This window comes from Mangrovihabitans endophyticus, from assembly GCF_014646155.1.
Taxonomy (GTDB): Bacteria; Actinomycetota; Actinomycetes; order Mycobacteriales; family Micromonosporaceae; genus Actinoplanes; species Actinoplanes endophyticus.
The window spans coordinates 1-17,733 of record NZ_BMMX01000050.1; the positions used below are offsets into that span (position 1 = coordinate 1).

General features: G+C 67.6%; 21 protein-coding genes and 1 CRISPR repeat array. Of the genes, 19 read left to right on the forward strand and 2 right to left on the reverse strand.

The features are described from left to right. Positions 1-294: 294 nt before the first annotated feature. The gene (locus tag IEY73_RS33880; protein WP_229716253.1) at positions 295-621 is read right to left on the reverse strand and encodes a helix-turn-helix domain-containing protein; all 327 of its coding nucleotides are present in this window, start codon (positions 619-621) and stop codon (positions 295-297) included. A gap of 498 nt (positions 622-1,119) precedes the next feature. Between IEY73_RS33880 and IEY73_RS28995 the strand changes: the two genes are divergently transcribed. From IEY73_RS28995 to IEY73_RS29075, 17 genes are all read left to right on the forward strand, one after another. Next, entirely contained in the window at positions 1,120-2,148 is a 1,029-nt protein-coding gene (locus IEY73_RS28995) for a hypothetical protein (protein WP_189082526.1), read from the forward strand. Positions 2,149-2,192: 44 nt separating this feature from the next. Next, on the forward strand, positions 2,193-2,495 hold the full coding sequence (locus IEY73_RS29000) for an NIPSNAP family protein (RefSeq protein WP_189082527.1): 303 nt from the start codon (positions 2,193-2,195) through the stop codon (positions 2,493-2,495). 511 nt (positions 2,496-3,006) lie between these two features. Further along, the gene (locus IEY73_RS29005) at positions 3,007-3,546 is read left to right on the forward strand and encodes a hypothetical protein (protein ID WP_189082528.1); all 540 of its coding nucleotides are present in this window, start codon (positions 3,007-3,009) and stop codon (positions 3,544-3,546) included. Between the two features lie 339 nt (positions 3,547-3,885). After that, positions 3,886-4,203 (forward strand): hypothetical protein, encoded by a 318-nt coding sequence (locus tag IEY73_RS29010; RefSeq protein WP_189082529.1) that lies wholly within the window; start codon positions 3,886-3,888, stop codon positions 4,201-4,203. Beyond that, positions 4,170-4,685: a GNAT family N-acetyltransferase gene (locus tag IEY73_RS29015; RefSeq protein ID WP_189082530.1), complete on the forward strand. Its 516-nt coding sequence runs from the start codon at positions 4,170-4,172 to the stop codon at positions 4,683-4,685. Before IEY73_RS29010 ends, IEY73_RS29015 begins: the two co-directional genes overlap by 34 nt. A gap of 663 nt (positions 4,686-5,348) precedes the next feature. Beyond that, complete coding sequence (locus IEY73_RS29020) at positions 5,349-6,344, forward strand: IS30 family transposase (RefSeq protein WP_229716261.1); 996 nt, start codon at positions 5,349-5,351, stop codon at positions 6,342-6,344. Positions 6,345-6,347: 3 nt separating this feature from the next. Then, positions 6,348-6,563 carry a hypothetical protein gene (locus tag IEY73_RS29025; RefSeq protein WP_189082566.1) on the forward strand — a complete coding sequence of 72 codons (216 nt, stop codon included), beginning with the start codon at positions 6,348-6,350 and terminating at the stop codon, positions 6,561-6,563. Further along, positions 6,563-7,078 (forward strand): DUF6879 family protein, encoded by a 516-nt coding sequence (locus tag IEY73_RS29030; RefSeq protein ID WP_189082532.1) that lies wholly within the window; start codon positions 6,563-6,565, stop codon positions 7,076-7,078. Before IEY73_RS29025 ends, IEY73_RS29030 begins: the two co-directional genes overlap by 1 nt. Positions 7,079-7,083: 5 nt before the next feature. Continuing rightward, a complete protein-coding gene (locus tag IEY73_RS29035; protein WP_189082533.1) occupies positions 7,084-7,938 on the forward strand; it encodes a helix-turn-helix domain-containing protein in 855 nt (284 codons plus the stop codon). Positions 7,939-8,100: 162 nt separating this feature from the next. After that, positions 8,101-8,913 (forward strand): SAM-dependent methyltransferase, encoded by an 813-nt coding sequence (locus tag IEY73_RS29040; RefSeq protein ID WP_189082534.1) that lies wholly within the window; start codon positions 8,101-8,103, stop codon positions 8,911-8,913. Between the two features lie 69 nt (positions 8,914-8,982). Next, positions 8,983-10,059 carry an ABC transporter substrate-binding protein gene (locus IEY73_RS29045; protein ID WP_189082535.1) on the forward strand — a complete coding sequence of 359 codons (1,077 nt, stop codon included), beginning with the start codon at positions 8,983-8,985 and terminating at the stop codon, positions 10,057-10,059. Positions 10,060-10,062: 3 nt separating this feature from the next. Then, a complete protein-coding gene (locus IEY73_RS29050; RefSeq protein ID WP_189082536.1) occupies positions 10,063-10,860 on the forward strand; it encodes a class I SAM-dependent methyltransferase in 798 nt (265 codons plus the stop codon). A 274-nt stretch (positions 10,861-11,134) separates the two neighbouring features. Beyond that, entirely contained in the window at positions 11,135-12,127 is a 993-nt protein-coding gene (locus IEY73_RS29055) for a radical SAM protein (protein WP_229716254.1), read from the forward strand. Further along, positions 12,120-12,902: a hypothetical protein gene (locus tag IEY73_RS29060; RefSeq protein ID WP_189082538.1), complete on the forward strand. Its 783-nt coding sequence runs from the start codon at positions 12,120-12,122 to the stop codon at positions 12,900-12,902. Before IEY73_RS29055 ends, IEY73_RS29060 begins: the two co-directional genes overlap by 8 nt. Positions 12,903-13,018: 116 nt before the next feature. Then, positions 13,019-13,810, forward strand: a complete 792-nt coding sequence (locus IEY73_RS29065) for a hypothetical protein (protein ID WP_189082539.1) — start codon at positions 13,019-13,021, stop codon at positions 13,808-13,810. Continuing rightward, entirely contained in the window at positions 13,807-14,418 is a 612-nt protein-coding gene (locus IEY73_RS29070) for an AAA family ATPase (protein ID WP_229716255.1), read from the forward strand. Before IEY73_RS29065 ends, IEY73_RS29070 begins: the two co-directional genes overlap by 4 nt. Before the next feature lie 11 nt (positions 14,419-14,429). After that, a complete protein-coding gene (locus tag IEY73_RS29075; protein WP_229716256.1) occupies positions 14,430-14,882 on the forward strand; it encodes an NUDIX hydrolase in 453 nt (150 codons plus the stop codon). A gap of 189 nt (positions 14,883-15,071) precedes the next feature. Continuing rightward, a CRISPR array of direct repeats spans positions 15,072-15,526; the repeat unit is 28 nt; unit sequence GTCCTCCCCACGCACGTGGGGGTGCTCC. A gap of 26 nt (positions 15,527-15,552) precedes the next feature. Here IEY73_RS29075 and IEY73_RS29080 read toward each other — a convergent pair. After that, a complete protein-coding gene (locus tag IEY73_RS29080) occupies positions 15,553-15,915 on the reverse strand; it encodes a hypothetical protein (protein ID WP_189082542.1) in 363 nt (120 codons plus the stop codon). Positions 15,916-16,078: 163 nt separating this feature from the next. On the opposite strand from IEY73_RS29080, the gene IEY73_RS29085 reads away from it, so the two are divergent. Together IEY73_RS29085 and IEY73_RS29090 are read left to right on the forward strand one after the other, a co-directional pair. Further along, on the forward strand, positions 16,079-16,426 hold the full coding sequence (locus IEY73_RS29085) for a DUF2399 domain-containing protein (RefSeq protein ID WP_189082543.1): 348 nt from the start codon (positions 16,079-16,081) through the stop codon (positions 16,424-16,426). Positions 16,427-16,750: 324 nt separating this feature from the next. Further along, on the forward strand, positions 16,751-17,509 hold the full coding sequence (locus tag IEY73_RS29090) for an ATP-binding protein (protein WP_189082544.1): 759 nt from the start codon (positions 16,751-16,753) through the stop codon (positions 17,507-17,509). Positions 17,510-17,733 lie beyond the last annotated feature (224 nt).

Consider the following 17,733-nt stretch of genomic DNA (forward strand, 5'->3'; position numbering starts at 1 on the left):
GCTGATCGATGTCGGGACACCTCCAGCTACGCACGAATGATCAATCGTTGCCGCCAGATCACGAGTCCGCTCATCGGTAAATGCGGACGCCGTCAAGGCGGAGCAGTGTTAACCGTGCGTAGCCGATGACTCTTCCGCGTCGGCGTCCGCCCAGCGGCTACCCCGATGACGAGCTTGCGGAAGTCGATGGCTGCTCTGTACTCGGTGCGTAGTACGCAGCTTTGCACTCGAAGGCCGTACGCCGACACGGATCAGGCTCGGCTCAGCAAGTTGGACACGGCGACATGCAGATTTTCAGCCGTTGCGATTGCCGGTTCCGTTCAGGTAGTTGACGACATCGCAGTGGCGGACGCGTCGGAGCCGCCCGATCATGATGCTGTGCAGCTCCCTGGCCTTGATCAGGTCGTATACCGTGGTCCGGCCGATCCTCAGGAGCTCGGCTGTCTCCTCTACGGTCAGTACCAGCGCCTGCGGCTCACGGTGTTCCGGAGCGGGCGCGGTCAGTGGTGGCTCAGATGGCTGGGCCAGTAGGGCCGCGATTCGTAGCCGCTGATCGAGCGTCAGCGCTGCCGCAGTGTCGGCGAGCTGCTGGATCGCACGCTCTGTCTCATCCAGACTCACCGATCAACGCTAGCCTCCACCTTGAGCTCATTGGCGGACGGATGCACCGCAGGAAGAAGCGTGCACGGCTGGCGACGATGGTCGTCACACGGCCCTACCGGTTGTCAGGCGCGGGTGAGGGACGGGACTTGACTCCTGCCGGGCGAGAGAGAATAGATTCGTGTCGGGCTGACGGGCACGTTCGTCCGCGCCCTCGCGGTCAGGGGAGGCGCTACAGAGATGGGAGCCTCGGTCATGGGCACACCGATGGTCTCGCGGTGGACCGGGCGGGAGGCTGCCGCGCTGCGTCAGGCCAGGCGGATGAGCATCCGCGCGTACGCCGATCACTTAGGAGTAGCCGTCGCCTCGGTGTCCAATTGGGAGAAGCGGGGGCCAGCGGCGTGCCTGCGGACCGAAACCCAGCAACTCCTGGACGTCGACCTCGCCCACGCCCCAGCGGAGGTCTCGCAGCGATTCGCTGCCCTACTTGACGGCCCCCGCTGCGCACCATCGCCTGTGGTGGAAGACACGGACGCCGACACCCGTGCGGCGGCCTCCTCGGCACGGGATACCGACAATGAAGCCCTCGTCGGCCGCTCGGACTCGCAATCACGGGACATCCTCGCGGCGTGCTCGGAGCCACCCGACTTTGCGGTTCTGCGTAACGCTGTTACCGAACTCGGCGTCTCCTACGGCGCGAGTGCGCCCGGGCCCGTTCTCGCCGAGGCTTTCGCTTTGCGCTCACGTTTGTATCGCGCTCTGGGCGCCGGCACGGCGGCGCCGCAGCGGCTGTCGCAATACTGCGTCACTGTCGGCTACGCGTCCGGCGTCCTGTCCTACGCCGCGCTTGATCTCGGCCATCCGCGCTCGGCCGAGACCCACTGCGCGGTGATCTGGCGCATGGCGCAGCTGTGCGACAACGACGACCTGCGCGCTTGGGCACGCGGCACACAGTCGTTGATCGCCCGGTTCCGGCAGCAGTTCGTGAGCGCTCAGATGTACGCCGAGGACGGATTGCGGTACGCCCGCACCGCCGCCGGCCGCACCCGTCTGCTCTGCGCCGCCGCACAAAGCGCCGCGCACCGTGGCGACATCGTCCGCGTGCGCACCTTCATCTCCCAGGCACGCCGATCCAGCGAATCCATCACAGACAACGACAACGACGGGATCTTCGGGTTCTCCCCTGCCAAACAGCGGTACTACGCGGCGTCCTCGCTGATGTGGCTTTCCGACAAGAAAGCCCTGAACAGCGCAGCCGTCAACGCGAACGACGCCATCTGCCTCTGGCGGCAACGACCTGCGGCACGCCGTCCGTTCGACGACGAGACACTGGCCCACATCTACCTAGCCACCACAATGATCAAACTCGGCGACCTCGACGCGGCAAATCACGCGGTTACCCCCGTGCTGAACCTCACCGGCGAACGCAGAACGTCGTGGATGCGGCGACGGATCACCAACCTCGAAGCCGCCTTGAACGATCGGTACCCTCGCGACCCCGCCGCGAGCCCGCTGAAACACCGGCTCCGCAAGTTCCGCGCCGCCTGAACGCTACGCCCGACAGCCACCCTGCGACCCCGAGGCGACCCGCTATGCCGAAAACCACCCAGATCCGCACCTACGACGTCCGGCCCGACCGCCTGGAGGAATGGATCACCAAATTCCACAACCTGATCGTTCCGTTACGCCACGAACTCGGCTTCCACATCGACGGGTCCTGGATCGACTACGAACGCAGCCAGCACCTCTGGGTGATGACCTACGACGGCACCCAAACCTTCGCCGACGCCAACGCCGCCTACTGGGCATCGCCCAAACGCGCCGCGCTCGGGATCGAGCCCTCCGACTACCTCACCGCGGAAGAATCCCGAACCGTCCACTCCTCATTCGACTAGCCCCCAGAGCCGTCACGGTCACGATCCCCGTCGGTGCCGAACACACACCGCAGAGCCTTGGCCTGTGCCGCCAGCCCACGCTGCTTCGAATTCCGTCATCAGAGCAAGGGCCGACCCACAGCAGGCTCCACCGATGCGCGCACGGCAGGTGGTGCCGAACCAACGGACATCGAATCCCCGCCCCCGGCCAAGCGTCCACCTCCCGTGGTTGTCGAAACAGGTGGAGACCCCACGTCAGAAGGTGCAAGGCCACAGCCAGAACAGCCATCAACCACGACTTCGCGGCCCGGACGGGACCCAGCACTACTGGTACAACACCGGTACACGACCGCCTTGCGCCCAGGGACGGGAGCCGTCGATGCTGAATTCCGTGGGCTGTACCGGACGGGGGCCTATGGCCTCGGCGGGAGCGACTCCGCGATGGACAGGGCGGGAGGCGGCGGCTTTGCGCCATGCCCGCCGCTTGAGCATCCGCGCCTAGGCCGCCCACCTCGGAGTCTCACCGGCGTCGGTGGCCAACTGGGAACGCCGGGGAGTTGCTGCCCGCCTGCGTACCGAGACGCAGCAGCTCCTCGATACGGATCTGGCACAGTCCGACGCCGCCGTGCAACAGCGCTATCGCCTCATCATCGCGGACACCTCTGACGATCTCGAGGCCGAAGACCGCGAGGAGCACAGGCACCGAGTAGCAGCAGCCCAGGATGAACCTTGCGAGCGCTGGTGCGCTGCGCCGGCCGACGAACAGCGCGTCCGTCGCCGGGTCGAGGCCAGTCTGGGACGACGTGTCGTGGCGGCAAGCCGACTCGACGACTGGGAAAGCTCCGTCACGGCGTACGCCCGCGCCGCCCGGTACCGGCCCGCCGACGAACTTCTCGACGCCTTGTTGCCTGATATCAGCGACCTGCGGATGCTGCTCGATGACCGGCACACCGCCACCAGCCTGCGGCAAACCACACGGCTGATCGCGCAGATGGCCGGCTTGATCAGCCTCAGCCTGCTCAAACCGACGCCCATATGGCGTCTCGGCGATGGGGCCGCACCGCGCGCATAGCCGCCACCGAAGCTGGCGATCCCTTGGTCAGCGCGTGGGTATGGGCGCAGGAGGCCTACCGGCACTTCTACATCGGCGACATCCCCGGCGCGATCAGCACCTCCGACCACGCCCAGAACCTGGCCGGACCCGCCGGAGGCACCGGGGCGGCGCTGGCCGCCGCACTCCAGGCACGCGCCTACGCTGCAGCCCACGACCGCCACAGCCTTGACCGCGCCCTGGGCACCACCGAAGACCTCCTGGGCAACCTAGCCAACAACGATGCCATGCCCTCGGCGTTCGGCTACGACGAAGCCCAGCTGCGCTTCCACGCCGGCAACGCCTACACCCACATCTGCGATGTCGCTGCGGCGTGGAACGCCCAGCAGCAGGCGTTACGGCTGTATTCCGCCGCCGACCACCTCGACCGGGCAGATCATCGGCGTCGCGCAGGGCAGCGCCGCCTGCCTGCTCGCCGACGGGGACCTCACCCACGGCGCCTACCAGGTCACCGAGGTCATCACCGCACTGGCGCCGGCTCACCGCACCGGACTGGTCCTCGCCCGCGCCCGGCAAGTCCTCGACACCGTCGGCAGCCACCACACCAGCGCTGCCCTGCGCGACGCCGATGATCTGCTCACCCGATGCGCCACACCGACCGGAGAACCACCGTCATGATCCATGTGCGACCCGCCACCGCCGCCGACGTTCCCGTCATCGTCGACCTCCTGGAAGACATCGAGCGCTACTACGGCAACAACGCCGTCCTCCCCGACCGCGCCAGCCGAGAGCAGCAAGCGATCGCTCTGCTCTTCAGACCCTCACCGGCAGCCCACGTCCTGCTCGCCGTCACCGACGGGCACACCGCAGGCCTCGCCAGCTACTCCCTGCTGTGGCCGGCCGAAGGAGTCACCGCCTCCCTCTACCTCAAAGAGCTCTACATCCGAGACGGCTACCGCCGCCACGGCATCGGCACCCGACTCCTGAAACACATCTGCGCCATCGCCGCCGACAACGGCTACAGCCGAGTCGAATGGACCACCGACAAAAACAACCCCACCGCCGACACGTTCTACGCCCAGCTCGGAGCCGCCACCAACCCGGACAAGACCCTCTACCGCGTCGACGGCAACACCCTCACCCGGCTCGCCCAGCACTAACGCAGCACCCCAGAACCGGGAGGAGCGATGCGCGCCGCCCACCGGGGGCCATGGCAAGGTCAAGACCCTCGGCGATGATGTCGAGGCGTCGGGCGTAAGGCTCGTTGAGGATCGCTGAAAGACGACGCGGCATCATCGCCACAGGATGGCAGGCGGCAGCTACGCGAGCCACGCCTATCCAGAACGGCACCGCCGAGCCCGCTGCGGTCACTGGTGTAAACCGGGATAGCGCAAGGTCAGGGCGGCTCCTTGGCCGCCAAGAGCGCGACCGTCCAAGCGTGCGCGGCCCGCGAACCAAGGGCCGCCGTCCCTAACGCTCCAGCATGCTTGCTGCCCGCGCCGGCAATGCGGAGTCGGCGGATGCGCATCTGGCCGAAGCCGAAAGGATTGCAAGACATCTGGGCGATGATCATGACGGAGGTTGGCACCAGCTCACGTTCGGGCCGACGAATGTCAAAATCCACGACGTTGCCACTCGGATAGAGCTCTGCGGCGGGCCTGGAGCCGTAGCATTGAGGAGTTCTCGTATCCCGGCAGGACATGTGAGTTCCACGGCGCGCCGGGCGGTGGCGTGAACGAGCGGACCGCCTCGTGGTACTCCGCGATCAGCCGTAGCATTTGATCTTGTTGGTTCGGTGGGACAGGATGCCCGCCGTGCGCAACATGTCGACCTTGGCTGATCGGGAAGAGATCTCGCGTGGCCTGGCCGAGGGTCTGGAGTACAAGGAGATCGCCCGACTGATCGACCGGAATCCATCGATCATCTCGCGGGACGTCGCCCGCCACGGCGGCCGCGCCGGGTACCGGGCGGTGGCCGCTGACGAGGCGGCCGCGCATGCCCGGCAGCGGCCGAAGGCGTACGCCGTCGACCGGTCGGCGCGGCTGCGCACGGTCGTGACCGAGCTGCTGCGCACCGGCTGGTCGCCGGCGTCGATCGCGGGCCGGTTGCCGCGCGACTACGCCGACGATCAGGCTGTACGGGTGTCCCACGAAGCGATCTACCAGTGGATGTACGCGCAGCCGGTATCCACGCTGGCCCGGGAGCTGCTGAAGCTGCGCACCGGCCGCACGGCCCGCCGCTCGGGCCCGCGCCCAGCACTTGCCCCACGCATCCGCGAGCCGCGCTACCTCGACGAACGCCCCGCCGAGGTCGAAGGACGACAGGTACCCGGCCACTGGGAAGGCGACCTGGTCATCGGCAAGGGCGGCGCGGCGGTGCACGGCGAGGCGCCGCCGCCGCGCGTACGCAAGGGGAGCATGCAGCCGATAGAGCTCGGTATCACGGTGGAGGAACTGGCCCGCCGTTACCACGAGGTCAAGTCCGTCCGTGTACTGGCAGGGTCGTTGGGCGTCTCCTACGGAGCCCTGCAGCGACGGCTGCAAGCCGAGGGAATAATCCCCCCAGGCCGCGTTGACCGAGGAGGTACGGCAACGCAAACGCCGTCTCGCGCGAAACGCCGCCACCACGGCAACCGAACCCGGGCACGACCCTTCATGACGAGTTCGATAGACCCGGGCTGGCCTTCGGCTCTGCCACTGCTCAGCTACGCGCTCGTTCGACGGGGTCGGACCTCGGACGGGTTTCAACGCTTGACGGCAGGCCCGTCCCGCGATGGGATGGCTGTCGATATGGGTTTGCGCAACACTGCGCAACTTTGACGGTTGGAGGACGATGTGCGCCTGACTCTCATCGCCGGAGATCCGAATTCCGTACCTGACAACTCGCCGACGCTGTACCGCACTGACCGCGGTAGCTGGGTCATTCAAGGCTGGGTCGTTGACGATCCGGAAGCGCTGGCCGCGATGAAGATCCCGGAGGGCGAAACGTGTGTTGAGATCCCGGACCGGATGATTCCGTTCTTCACGCAAGGGCAGTGATGGCGGCTCTGACGCTGCCCGAGTTCCAGGCCAGGATTCATCAGTTCGACCGTGAGTCGCTGCATCTTGAGCTTCGTGATTCGTACGGCACGGAGTCGGAGCTGCCGAGGATGGCGGCGTGGGCGGCCGGTGAGCCGGATGATTTGGCGTGGCTCGCGCCGTACTGTGGCAAGGTCCGGGCGAACGTCGCGGCCGGGCGTACCTACCGGCGGGCTCATGTCGTCTCGGAGCCGTTGTCGGACTATCACCGCTGGTCCTACAGCGTGGTCGGTCCGATGGTGGAGGCCGGTGACCAGATCCGGTGGGTGTCGCGTCGGCGGGTGTCGTCGGTGGCGTTCCCGGGCAACGATTTCACCATGCTCGACGATCTGGTGATCTTCCATCACTACAGCGGCAACGGCTTGAACGTCGGTTTCACGGCCAGCTCCGACCGGCATGACATCGAGCTGTGCCGGGCGGCGTTTGAAGCCGCCTGGCAGTTGGGCACTCCGCACCGCGACTACCAGTCCAGCTGACCCACGTGTCGGGCAGCGAGCGACGGGCGCGTGAAGCGTTCGGTAACCGTCTCCGTGAGATTCGCCTGGACGCGGGTCTCACGGGACGGCAACTCGCTGAGGTCACGGGCTTCCACTTCACGAAGGTGTCCCGCGTCGAACACGGCGGGCAGAGCCTGTCGGACGCCGATATCCGCGGCTGGGCGTCCGCGTGCGGCGCGGTTGCGCAGATCCCTGATCTGATCAACGAGATGCGCACGGTCGACACTGCCTACCGGGAGTGGCGGCGTCATACGCGGGCCGGCCTGCGCCGTCTGCAAGATTCCGCGGCGTCGCTGTACGAGCGGACGCGGTTGCTGCGCGCCCATGAACACTGGGTCGTTCCTGGACTGCTGCAAACCGCCGCCTATTCGCGCGCCATCATGACCGACTGGGCTCGTACCCACGACCTGCCCGACGACGCTGAGCAGGCCAACCAGGTCCGCATGGACCGCCAGCGAGTCCTGCACGAAGGCGATCACCGATTCGTGTTCCTGCTCGCCGAGCAGGCTCTCTACAGCCTCGTGCCCTCCGCCGCGGAGATGATCGAGCAACTCGACCAGCTGATCACCGTCATGGATCTGCCCCGGGTCTCGCTGGGCATCATTCCGGCGACCGCCGGCCTGGGCGCGCACACCCAAACCGCCTTCTGGATCTTTGATGACGTCCTGGTCCGCGTCGAGACCCTGACGGCGGGGCTCGATATCACCCGGGCCGAGGAGATCGAGCTGTACGTTGCCGCATTCGAGCGGATGCGGGCCGCCGCCGTATTCGGCCGCAACGCCCGAGCTCTCATCGCGAAGGCGCGCTACGAGTTCGTGCAACAGTCTGCAACATCGTAGCGCCGTTCGATGCGGGCCTCGTACGTTCGGACTGCCGCTGCCCGCTGATCCGTCCGCTGCCGTGGCATCGAGTTTCTTCCCCGCTAACTCCCCGGTGACGGCTGGCGTGCTCCGGCAGGTCTGTCGTCCGAGCGGGCGTTGTGTTCCGGCTTGAGGTGCCTAGTGACTAGCAACGACCCGTTCTCGTTGATCGATACGTCGGTGGCGCATCCGGCGCGCCGGTACGACTACTGGCTGGGTGGTAAGGACAACTTCGCCGCGGACCGCGCTTCCGGTGACGCGATCGAGAAGATCTACCCGCACATTCGCACGTCGGCCCAGCAGAACCGGCAGTTTTTGCGGCGTGTGGTGCGGTATCTGGTCACCGAGGCCGGTATCCGGCAGTTCCTCGACGTCGGCACCGGCCTCCCCACTGCTGGCAACACCCATGAGGTCGCCCAGGAGGTCGCTGCGGAGTGCCGGATCGCCTATGTGGACAACGATCCGCTGGTCATGGTGCATGCGCGGGCGCTGCTGACCAGTAGCGCGCAGGGCAAGACCGACTACATCGAGGCCGATGTCCGCGAGCCACGCGCGATCCTGGCTAGCACGGCGCCTGGCGGCACGCTCGACCTGACGCAGCCGGTCGCGGTCCTGCTCGTCGCGGTGTTGCATTTCATTCCGGACGACGCGGTGGCGGAGGCTGCGGTCAAGACGCTGGTCAACGCGATGGTCCCGGGCAGTTACCTGGTCGTCTCCCACGCTACCGACGACCTGATGGCGCCCGACAGCGTCCAGGCGCTTGCCGACGGAGGCCATGTCAGCAGGGCGGACACCACACTGCGCAGCAGGAAGCAGGTCGAGGGGTTCTTCGCCGGCCTGGACATGGTCGAGCCGGGGTTGCAGATCGTCAGCAAGTGGCGGCCCGACCCCGGCGCCGAGCATCTGCCGGACGAGCACATGTCGGTGTACGGCGGCGTCGGCCGGGTGCCGTAGACGCCGACCAGCGCCCGGTGACGCCCGGCGAGCGACACGAGGGCACGAGTCAAGACAACCGTTTTCGTAGTGGGGAGCGCTCTGTTGTTCTGGCATCACTTCAGGAATCTGAAACCGGCGCGGCAGCTCGCCGTGTGCGCGGCCATCGTGTTGTTGAGCGGCGGCTGCGGTGCCGACGCCAAGCCGGGCGGCGACGAGCCGGGCGGGGCGATGGACAAGGTCACCTACCTGACCGCGTTCGGGTCGTTCGGCCGGGAGGGTTTCGCCTACGTCGCCAAACAGAAGGGATTCTTCGCCAGCCGGCACATTGACGTGGACATCCAGCCCGGCCAGGGGGCCACCAGCAACCTCAAGCTGCTGGCTGCCGGGCGAGCGCAGTTCTCTGCGAACGACCTGTCCGGGGTGTGGATCTTGCAAGGCAGCGGTCACTACCCGCAGATGCGGGCGGTCGCCACGATCCAACAGCGCACCCTCAACTCGATCATGACGTTGCAGAAGTCCGGGATCACCGGCCCGAAAGACCTGCCCGGTAAGAAGATCGGCGGTGCGCCCGGGGCGACTCCCGAGTTGCTGTGGCCGGTGTACGCGGAGTTGGTCGGCCTCGACCCCAAAGCGGTGACGTGGGTGCACATGTCGGCTCAGCTGACCCCGGCGGCGCTGGCGTCGGGAAAGGTGGACGGGATCGGTCAGTTCGTGGTCGCCTCCGGCACCGTGGAGAAGGCCGCCGGTGGACGTCAGACACGGGCGTTGGCCTACTCGGCCGTGATCGAAGACCTGTACGGCAACGGGCTGGTCACCACCACCACGATGATCCGGGACCACCCTGACCTGGTGGCCCGGTTCCGGGCCGGGCTGTTGGAGGGCCTGGCCTGGTCGATCCAGCATCCGCAGGAGGCCGGGCAGATCCTGCACACCATGGTCCCCACCCAGGACGGCGCCGCAGCAGCCGCCGAGTTGGAGAAGATGGCCCCCTACGTGGTCCAGGCCGGTCAGGTCGGTGTGCTCGACGAGAACCGGGTGGCCCGCGCGGTCGCGATCCTGGCCGGTTCCGGGGCGATCCCCAAGGCCCCCGCCCCGGACGACCTGGTCGACTTCGGCCTGGCGAACGGGGCCGCGCCCGCAGTGACCGCCAGTGGCGGGTGGTGACCCGTGACCGCATCCTACGTGTACTCCAACGCCCACACGGCGGCCCAAGCGCAGCACGCACGCCTCTCGGCCATTCTGGACGCCGACACGATCAGCTGCCTGTCCGGCCTGCCCGTGCCCTGGGAGAAGGCCGCGTGTCTGGAAGTCGGTTACGGCGGCGGGTCCATCGCCCTGTGGCTGGCTGAGAAGATCGGATCGGCCGGGCGGGTGCTGGCCACCGATATCAGCCCCCGGGACATCCCCATGCATGAGCGGCTGCGGGTGATCCAGCACGACATCACCGCCGGGGTTCCGGCCGGGCCATGGAACCTCATCCACACCCGCCTCGTCCTGATGCACCTCCCGCAGCGGCACCAAGTGCTGACGGCGCTGGCCGGCGCGCTGGCTCCCGGCGGGGTGCTGGTGGTGGAGGACTGGGACCAGACGTGGCGCACCGGCCGTGTCCTGCGAGCGCCCGCACCGGCGGACGCGGCACTGTGGGAAGCCTTCAACGACGCGCTGATCAACGTCTTCGCCGCCGCAGGAGTCGATCCCGGTTGGGCCAGCCAGGTCCTGCAAGCGATGACCGACGCCGGGCTGACCGATGTCGCCGCGTCGATCCGCTGCCGGTCCTGGCCGGGCGGGTCCGCCGGGGCGCTGCTCGGGGTCAGCAGCATCGAGCAACTCCGCGACCAGCTACACGCCGAGGGCCTGTCCACCACCGACCTGGAGCAGGTCAGTGCGGTGTTGCACGACCCGAACTTCGCGATCCGCCAATATCCGCTGGTGCAAACCGTCGGGCACCGGCCGGCCACCCGCTAAGAAGTCTCGGCGAATCGATGCCCACGCGGGGTCGCACGCCCAGCGAGCCCGGTCCATCGATGCGGTTCATCGCCCCGGCGCACGGTCGCTTGACCGTGCGCCGGATCTGCGCAGGCCATCGCAGGCGTGACGGTCGGCGACCTCGGGCGCCCGAGGCCCACGCGCGGGCACCACCGAGCCGATTTCTGTTGTGCGGCAACAGATCCAGCAAAGCCAGTGAGACCCCCTCCGATCTGCCCTCACCGGGGAGACATCGATCATGACCATGTTGGGTATGCCTACCGTTCCGGCCGCGTCGCTACCGCGTCAGGCGGGACCGGTCGCCTTCACTGCCGGACATCATTTCACCGTCACCGATGGCGCGAGTATCGAGGAGTTGGCCGAGGCGGCGACGGTGCCGCTGTCGGTGATCTTGCAGGTGACGAAGCGGTGCAACTTCGACTGCTCTTTCTGTTCGGAGACGTTGCAGCTTCCCGACCCGACTCTGACCGAGTTGGACACGATCCGTACCAACCTGGCCGGGGTCGGCCGGGTGTTCCTCTCGGGCGGGGAACCGTTGCTGCGTAAGGACTTCGGCGAGATCGTGGACATGTATACCGGGGATTTCATTCTCGGTATCCCGACGAACGCCACCCGGGGTTTGCAGCACGCGAAGGCGATGGTGGGCAAGGTCGCGTTCGTCAACGTCGGGTTGGAAGGTCCACGGGCGACCACCAACCGGGTACGCGGCGACTACGACCAGGTGATGTCCGGAGTGCGGGCGTTCCTGGACGCCGGGTTGCCGCTGTCGCTGTCGGCGGTGGTGTACCGCTCGACGCTGCCCGCGTTGCCGTTCACCTATCAGATCGCGGACGTGGTCGGCGCGGGCAAGCTGAAACTGATCCTGCCGTTGCGCAAGGGCAACGCGTTGGATCTGGAGGAGAACGAGTTCATCAGCCTGGCTGAGGCAGCCCAGTGTTTCGATCGGCTGACCGAGGCGCGGGCGGTGCACGACTGGCGGCCGGCGCTGCGGATGACGTGTTGGACGCCGGAGACCGAAGGTCACATGATCTTGGTTGAGGTGACCGGGCAGGCCAGCGCGTGGCCGGTCTACGACCGCCCGGACCTGCTCGAACCCCTCGGGAATCTGCTGCACGAGCCGGTGTCGGAGATTTGGGCGCGGTATCGGTTCAAGCACAACCACTTCGCCAAGTACCTCGGGGCGAGCATCCGCACCGTGGACAACGCGGGCACGGCCGCCTCATCGGGGGGTCACGCTCGTGCGTGAGTTCACGAACCTGGCGTGGCCGGAAACCCCGTTCGGGGCCGAGCAACGCCCGTTCGGCCAGCACATCGACATGCTGGCGGCGTGCACGTTCGAGTGGACCGGCGAACCGGAGGGGTCCGAGAGGGGACCGGTTGCGGCGTCGCTGGTGTACCTGCGGGTGCGGCGGCGCGGCAGTACCCAGCAGGTCAGCGACGACACGTTGTCGATCGGGTTCCGCACAGCGGTCATCGAAGACCCTACCGAGGTGCCGGACCTACTCACCCTGGCCGACCGGGCGTTGACCCGCGCCCGGCGGCACGCGGCGATCATGGCCGGTCACTGGCTGGGCGCCGACCTGGACCGGCTGAACACTCAGGCAGCGGTGCCGTTGCGGGGCGTGGACGGCGTGCTGTCCGCATGGTCGGATCGGACCGGGCAACAGCGGGGCGTGGCGGTGATGATCGACACCGGCTCGGAGGCGAACAAGACCGGCGCCGACCTGGGCATGCCCCTTCAACCGGCGCCCGAGCGGGTGCCGGACTGTCCCGACTGCGCGGCGGAGGTTGCCCGTCGGGCGCTGACCCGGTGCCTGGCGGTCGGGTTGACCGCCGCCTTGCACACCAGCCGCTACGCCTGGGAGGGCACCTTTCGTGTACCCGAGGCGATCGAGCGGGCCGGCTGGGACGTGCTCTCCGGTCGCAGCGGCCGAACCTGCCCCCGCCTCACCTCGCGTGACGGTGACGCGGGCCGGGCAGCCGACACGGCCGGGCGGCCGGTTGTCCGCGCCGCCACGTAGGCGGCGTTAGGGTCGGTGGCCGCCGCCCGTGCCGGGCTCGCCCTGGTGATGGCGGCGGCCACCACTAGCTGTGACATGCGGCGGCGCGGCGAACGGTTCCGGGGAAGGAACGGCACATGCACCTGATCAGTGACCTTGGTGGTCCGGGCGGGGTGCCGGCCCGTCCGCCCGGTACGCGGCTGGTCGCGTCGGTCGATGTGGAGTGGAGCAAGAACTACCGGATCAAGGACGGCAACCGGGCGTTCTGCTACTCGATCGTGTGGCTTGCCGTGCCGGCGACGGATCAGCCGGTGCGGTTGACGGCCGGGCTGCCGTTCTGGTCGACCAGCCTCTACCTCGAATCTGACGACGAACGAGCGGACCTGGTGGAGGCGGCGGCGGCCGACGTCGGCGCCGCGTGCGAGAGCGCCGATCTGATCGTCGGGCACCAGTGGTGCAGTGACCTGGCCGTGTTGACCGCGAACGCCGGCCCTTCGGTGCCGGCCGCGTTGACGGCCGCGCGGCAGGCGTGGCACGACCGCCGCGCGGATACGGACCGGCGGGCGATCGATACCCGGTTCGACGCCGGGCATGTGCTGTCCAACGCGTCCCGGCGGCTGGTTGACGTGTGTGGAGAACTACGGCTTGACGTGACGCAACCGGAGTTGGCCCGCAAGTCGATGACCGCCCTGCACCGCGATTGGCTGGAACACAACGACGTGCAGGCACGCGAACGGGTGACGGTGCTCAATCTGCGGCACAGCCTGTCCACCGCCTATGTGGCACTACGCGCGGCCGGTCACCTGTCCTGGCGGGCACCGCTGAACGTGAACGCGAACCTTGCCACGCAATGGGCGGGCCGGGTCGGCTGGCTGGACCATCCGACGTTCCTGGAGTTGCTGCCACGGCGGCGGCGGGGTGCCCGGTGAGCGTGCGGCGTTGTGTGCTGGTCGGTATCGAGGGCACGCACGCGTCCGGGAAGACCACCCTCGTGCACGCGCTGACTGCGCACTACCGGGAACGCGGTGTGCTGGTCGACTGCACCGATGAACCGGCCCGCACGAGCTCGTTCATCGAAGAGACGGTGATCCATGGCAAGGGCGTGTTCGACCTGCCGACCGAGGTCGACCTGTACGCGGCGCAACTGTCCGCGACCCTGCGCGGAGCGCGGCACCACCACCTGTTGATCTGCGACAAGACCGTCGTCAACGTGTTCGCCTACGCGCGGATGGTCCTGCCCGCCTCGCCCGGCAGCCATGAAGCGGCGGTGCTCGACGCGATGGCCGGGTTCTGCCGGGCGTGGGCGCCCGCGACCTACGACGCGGTGTTCTACCTACCGGACCGCTACCAGCACCCAGCCGACCCGATGCGCGCGAAAGTCTCCCACCTGCAAGAACAGACCGCCGACGCGGTCCGCGACACCTGCGCCGACATCGGGCTACCCCTGGTGGACGTGCCCGCCGGGCTGGACGTGGCCGCGCGGGTGGCATGGATCGCCCGGCGGGTCGACCCCCTGCTGACCCCGCCGACCGGCTAACCTCGGCGCTCGTGACCACCCCCAACCCGGTGCACCCGGTAGACGTGCTGCTCCTGCTCACCGACGGCGAGCACGTGCTGTTGGCACTGCGGGAGGGCACCGGCTACGCCGACGGGCAATGGAACCTGCCCAGCGGCAAACTCGAACACGGCGAGGACGCCGTCAGCGCGGTCATCCGCGAGGCACACGAAGAGATCGGCGTGCAACTCGACCCGAGCGAACCGCGCCTGGCGGCCACCATGCACCACCGCAACACCGCCGGGCACGCCCGCATCGGGCTGGCCTTCACCGTGGCGTACGACCCCGCGCGCCACCAGGAACCGATCAACGCCGAACCACACAAATGCGCCAAGATCGAATGGTTCCCGGCTGACATGCCACCATCGAACACCTACCCCTACACGGCCGCGTGCCTCCGGGCGTTCCGCGAAGGCCAGCCGTTCGCGCTGAGCGGGTGGCGCTGACTCCAGTTCGCTGAATCCGACATCCGGGGACCACTCGATTGGTCCCGTCCGTGGGTGGCGCGTTGTACGGCCGGGCCTCAGACTGTCTAAGAAGCATGGACACCAGAAGTGAGATCGCACTTCCACACCGACAGCCCCCGGCAGCACAAAAACGAGAACTTGCCGTCGTAAAACCGCAGGTCGCGAAGTGTCCTCCCCACGCACGTGGGGGTGCTCCCCGGTATTTGCGCCACAGTTTCTTCGCGGTTTCGTCCTCCCCACGCACGTGGGGGTGCTCCGATGGAGCCAATAGTGTCTCCACTTTGGACAAAGTCCTCCCCACGCACGTGGGGGTGCTCCCCAGCCCTCGCCGGCCCCAGCCCTTGCCGGCCCGTCCTCCCCACGCACGTGGGGGTGCTCCGGTGATGTAGGAGTTGTCGTCGTCGGCGATGGCGTCCTCCCCACGCACGTGGGGGTGCTCCGGCCATCGAGCTGGAGTTGCGGGCCTACCAGTCGTCCTCCCTACGCACGTGGGGGTGCTCCGAGGCGTACGTTTCGATCGGCATCTGCCTCCAAGTCCTCCCCACGCACGTGGGGGTGCTCCGGCCGGCTACACGTTCTTCAGCGGCCTTCAGCGGTCCTCCCCAGGCATGTGGTGGTGCTCCGAAGTCCGCCAAGAACGTGGCCGTGGTCATGTCGTCCTGCCCACGCATGTGGGGTGCTCCGCCCGGCGCGACTGCCGGGCCCGGAACCCCGCCGTCCTCCCCACGCATGTGGGCGCGCGGCGCACGCTGGCAGTGACCACGGCGTTGCCGTCCAGCCGGGTATTCACCACGGTGTCGGTGACCGGGTAGGCGGCCAGGAACGACATGCTTGTATCGGTGACGGTGACGCTGGACGAGGTGTCCTGCGCGTCGCGGACGGTGTCGGCGTGTTTGAGCCGGTAGAGGTAGCGGGCATTGCCGGCGCCGGTGGGCGGGAAGCCGTGGGGGTAGACCGCGGTGGTGACCTGCACGGTCGGGGCGGCCCGCTTCTGACCCCATCGGCAGTCCACTGTGAACAGGCCGAGTGCTGGCGGACACGACCAGGGACGGTGGCGCGGTGGGATCGCCGTTGTCGTCACATCCGCGGATCAGCATGCCGGCCGTCGGCAGCACCAACACCGCAATGTGCCGCCCCTCGCCGCATCCGTTGAGATAACCGGATGTATGTGCACAGTGGGAACACCGTCCGCACTGGAGATCAAGGCCATCGGACGGCTCGCCGACGCCGGGTGGCAGGTAGCCGTCCGCGCCGACTTCGATCAGGCCGGACTGCAACATGTGGCCTCGCTGCTCGCCGGCATTCCATCGGCATTTACGTGGCGGATGAACGCGGCCGACTACTTGGGCAGCCTCGCTGGTTCCGCGCCCGGACGGACCCGGCTCGACACGGTGGCCCTGCCCGCAACAGCGTGGGATCCGAACCTGCGTGTGGTGATGACCAAGTCCGGCTACGCCGCGTACGAGGAAGCCCTTATCGATCAGCTTCTGGACGACTTACTCAAGCACGCAACGACGGTCTAATACTATCTTGATAGGCAATCAAGTCCTCGCCACGGTTGAAGCCTGCCTCGACAACTTTGCTCGTTGCTGATGACCCGCTCGGGCTCGACGGCCGCACTACCGAGGGTGACAGCCCCGGCGTGATGCGCTTCGTGAGTCGACGTTGGGTCATGCAGAAGCTGATCTCCGCGGCTTGTGTGCAGCATCATAAGGTCACATGACATGCGTTTCGTTGTTCCCCATCAGGGAAGACCGGAACTAATCGGGGACCGACGCGTTCGAGCCGGAGGTCGTCCACCGTCATGTTGTGACTCCGCGCAGCCGCCAAGCCGGGGAGTTCATGCCGTGTCAGCCGTTCCTGAAGCATCACTGACTTGTTTTCTGGAGAGCCATGATGGCCTTCCGGTGCTGGTCGTCGGCGGAACGCTGGAGGTGGTTTCCGGCATGGTGCTTTATGAGCGGGCCACGACCTTGATGCGGCGTCATCGGGCCGGGATGCTGATCGATGTGGCGGCGCTGTCCGTGGCCGATGCCGCCGCCGTCACGGTGTTCACCGAAATCATGCAGGAAGCGCGGCGGTGGCCCGATGTACGGGTGCTGGTGTGCGCGCCTTCCGCATCGGTGAAGCCCCTTCTCTCGGCCGACGTGCTGGATCAGCGGCTGTTGTTCGCCAGCGTCGCCGCCGGCCGGACAGCTGCTTTGGCAGTGGTTCCAGCGGTTGCGGAGGACCTGCTGCCGGTCGCCGGCGCTGCGCGTCGGGCCCGGGATGTCATCACTGAGGCGTGCCTGACTTGGGACCGATCCGAGCTGATCGGGCCGGCCGCACTGGTCGTCAGCGAGTTGGTGACCAACGCAGCCGTGCACGCTCACACTGTGATGACCCTGACGGTGCGGCTGCAGTTGTGTCACCTGCACATTTCCGTCGTCGATGGCTCGGCCGTGCATGCCGTTCACCGGGCACTCGATCGCCGTGGCGTGGGCGGCCGGGGGATGCGCCTGGTGGACGCCGTGTCCGCCGCATGGGGGTCGACGTCACTGCCGACCGGGAAGGCGGTGTGGTCGGTAATCGATTTCCCCCACGGCCACCCTGAACGCCGAAGCTGAGCCGGATGGCGCCGACCTCTGCGGCCCGCTCAACAGCCGTCCTCCACCACATGCTGGGATCCCACATTCGGAAGCTCACGGTGATCGCGTCCCGTGTGGCGAAGCCCCAGCACGCGGTGACCGCGGCGACGTGAAGCCGGTGCTCGGTTTCGCCGGGAACCAGGTCGGCGTCGGCCATGGTGAAGCCCTCCCAGGTACCCGGCCCAGCGGGCACACCCTTCGCG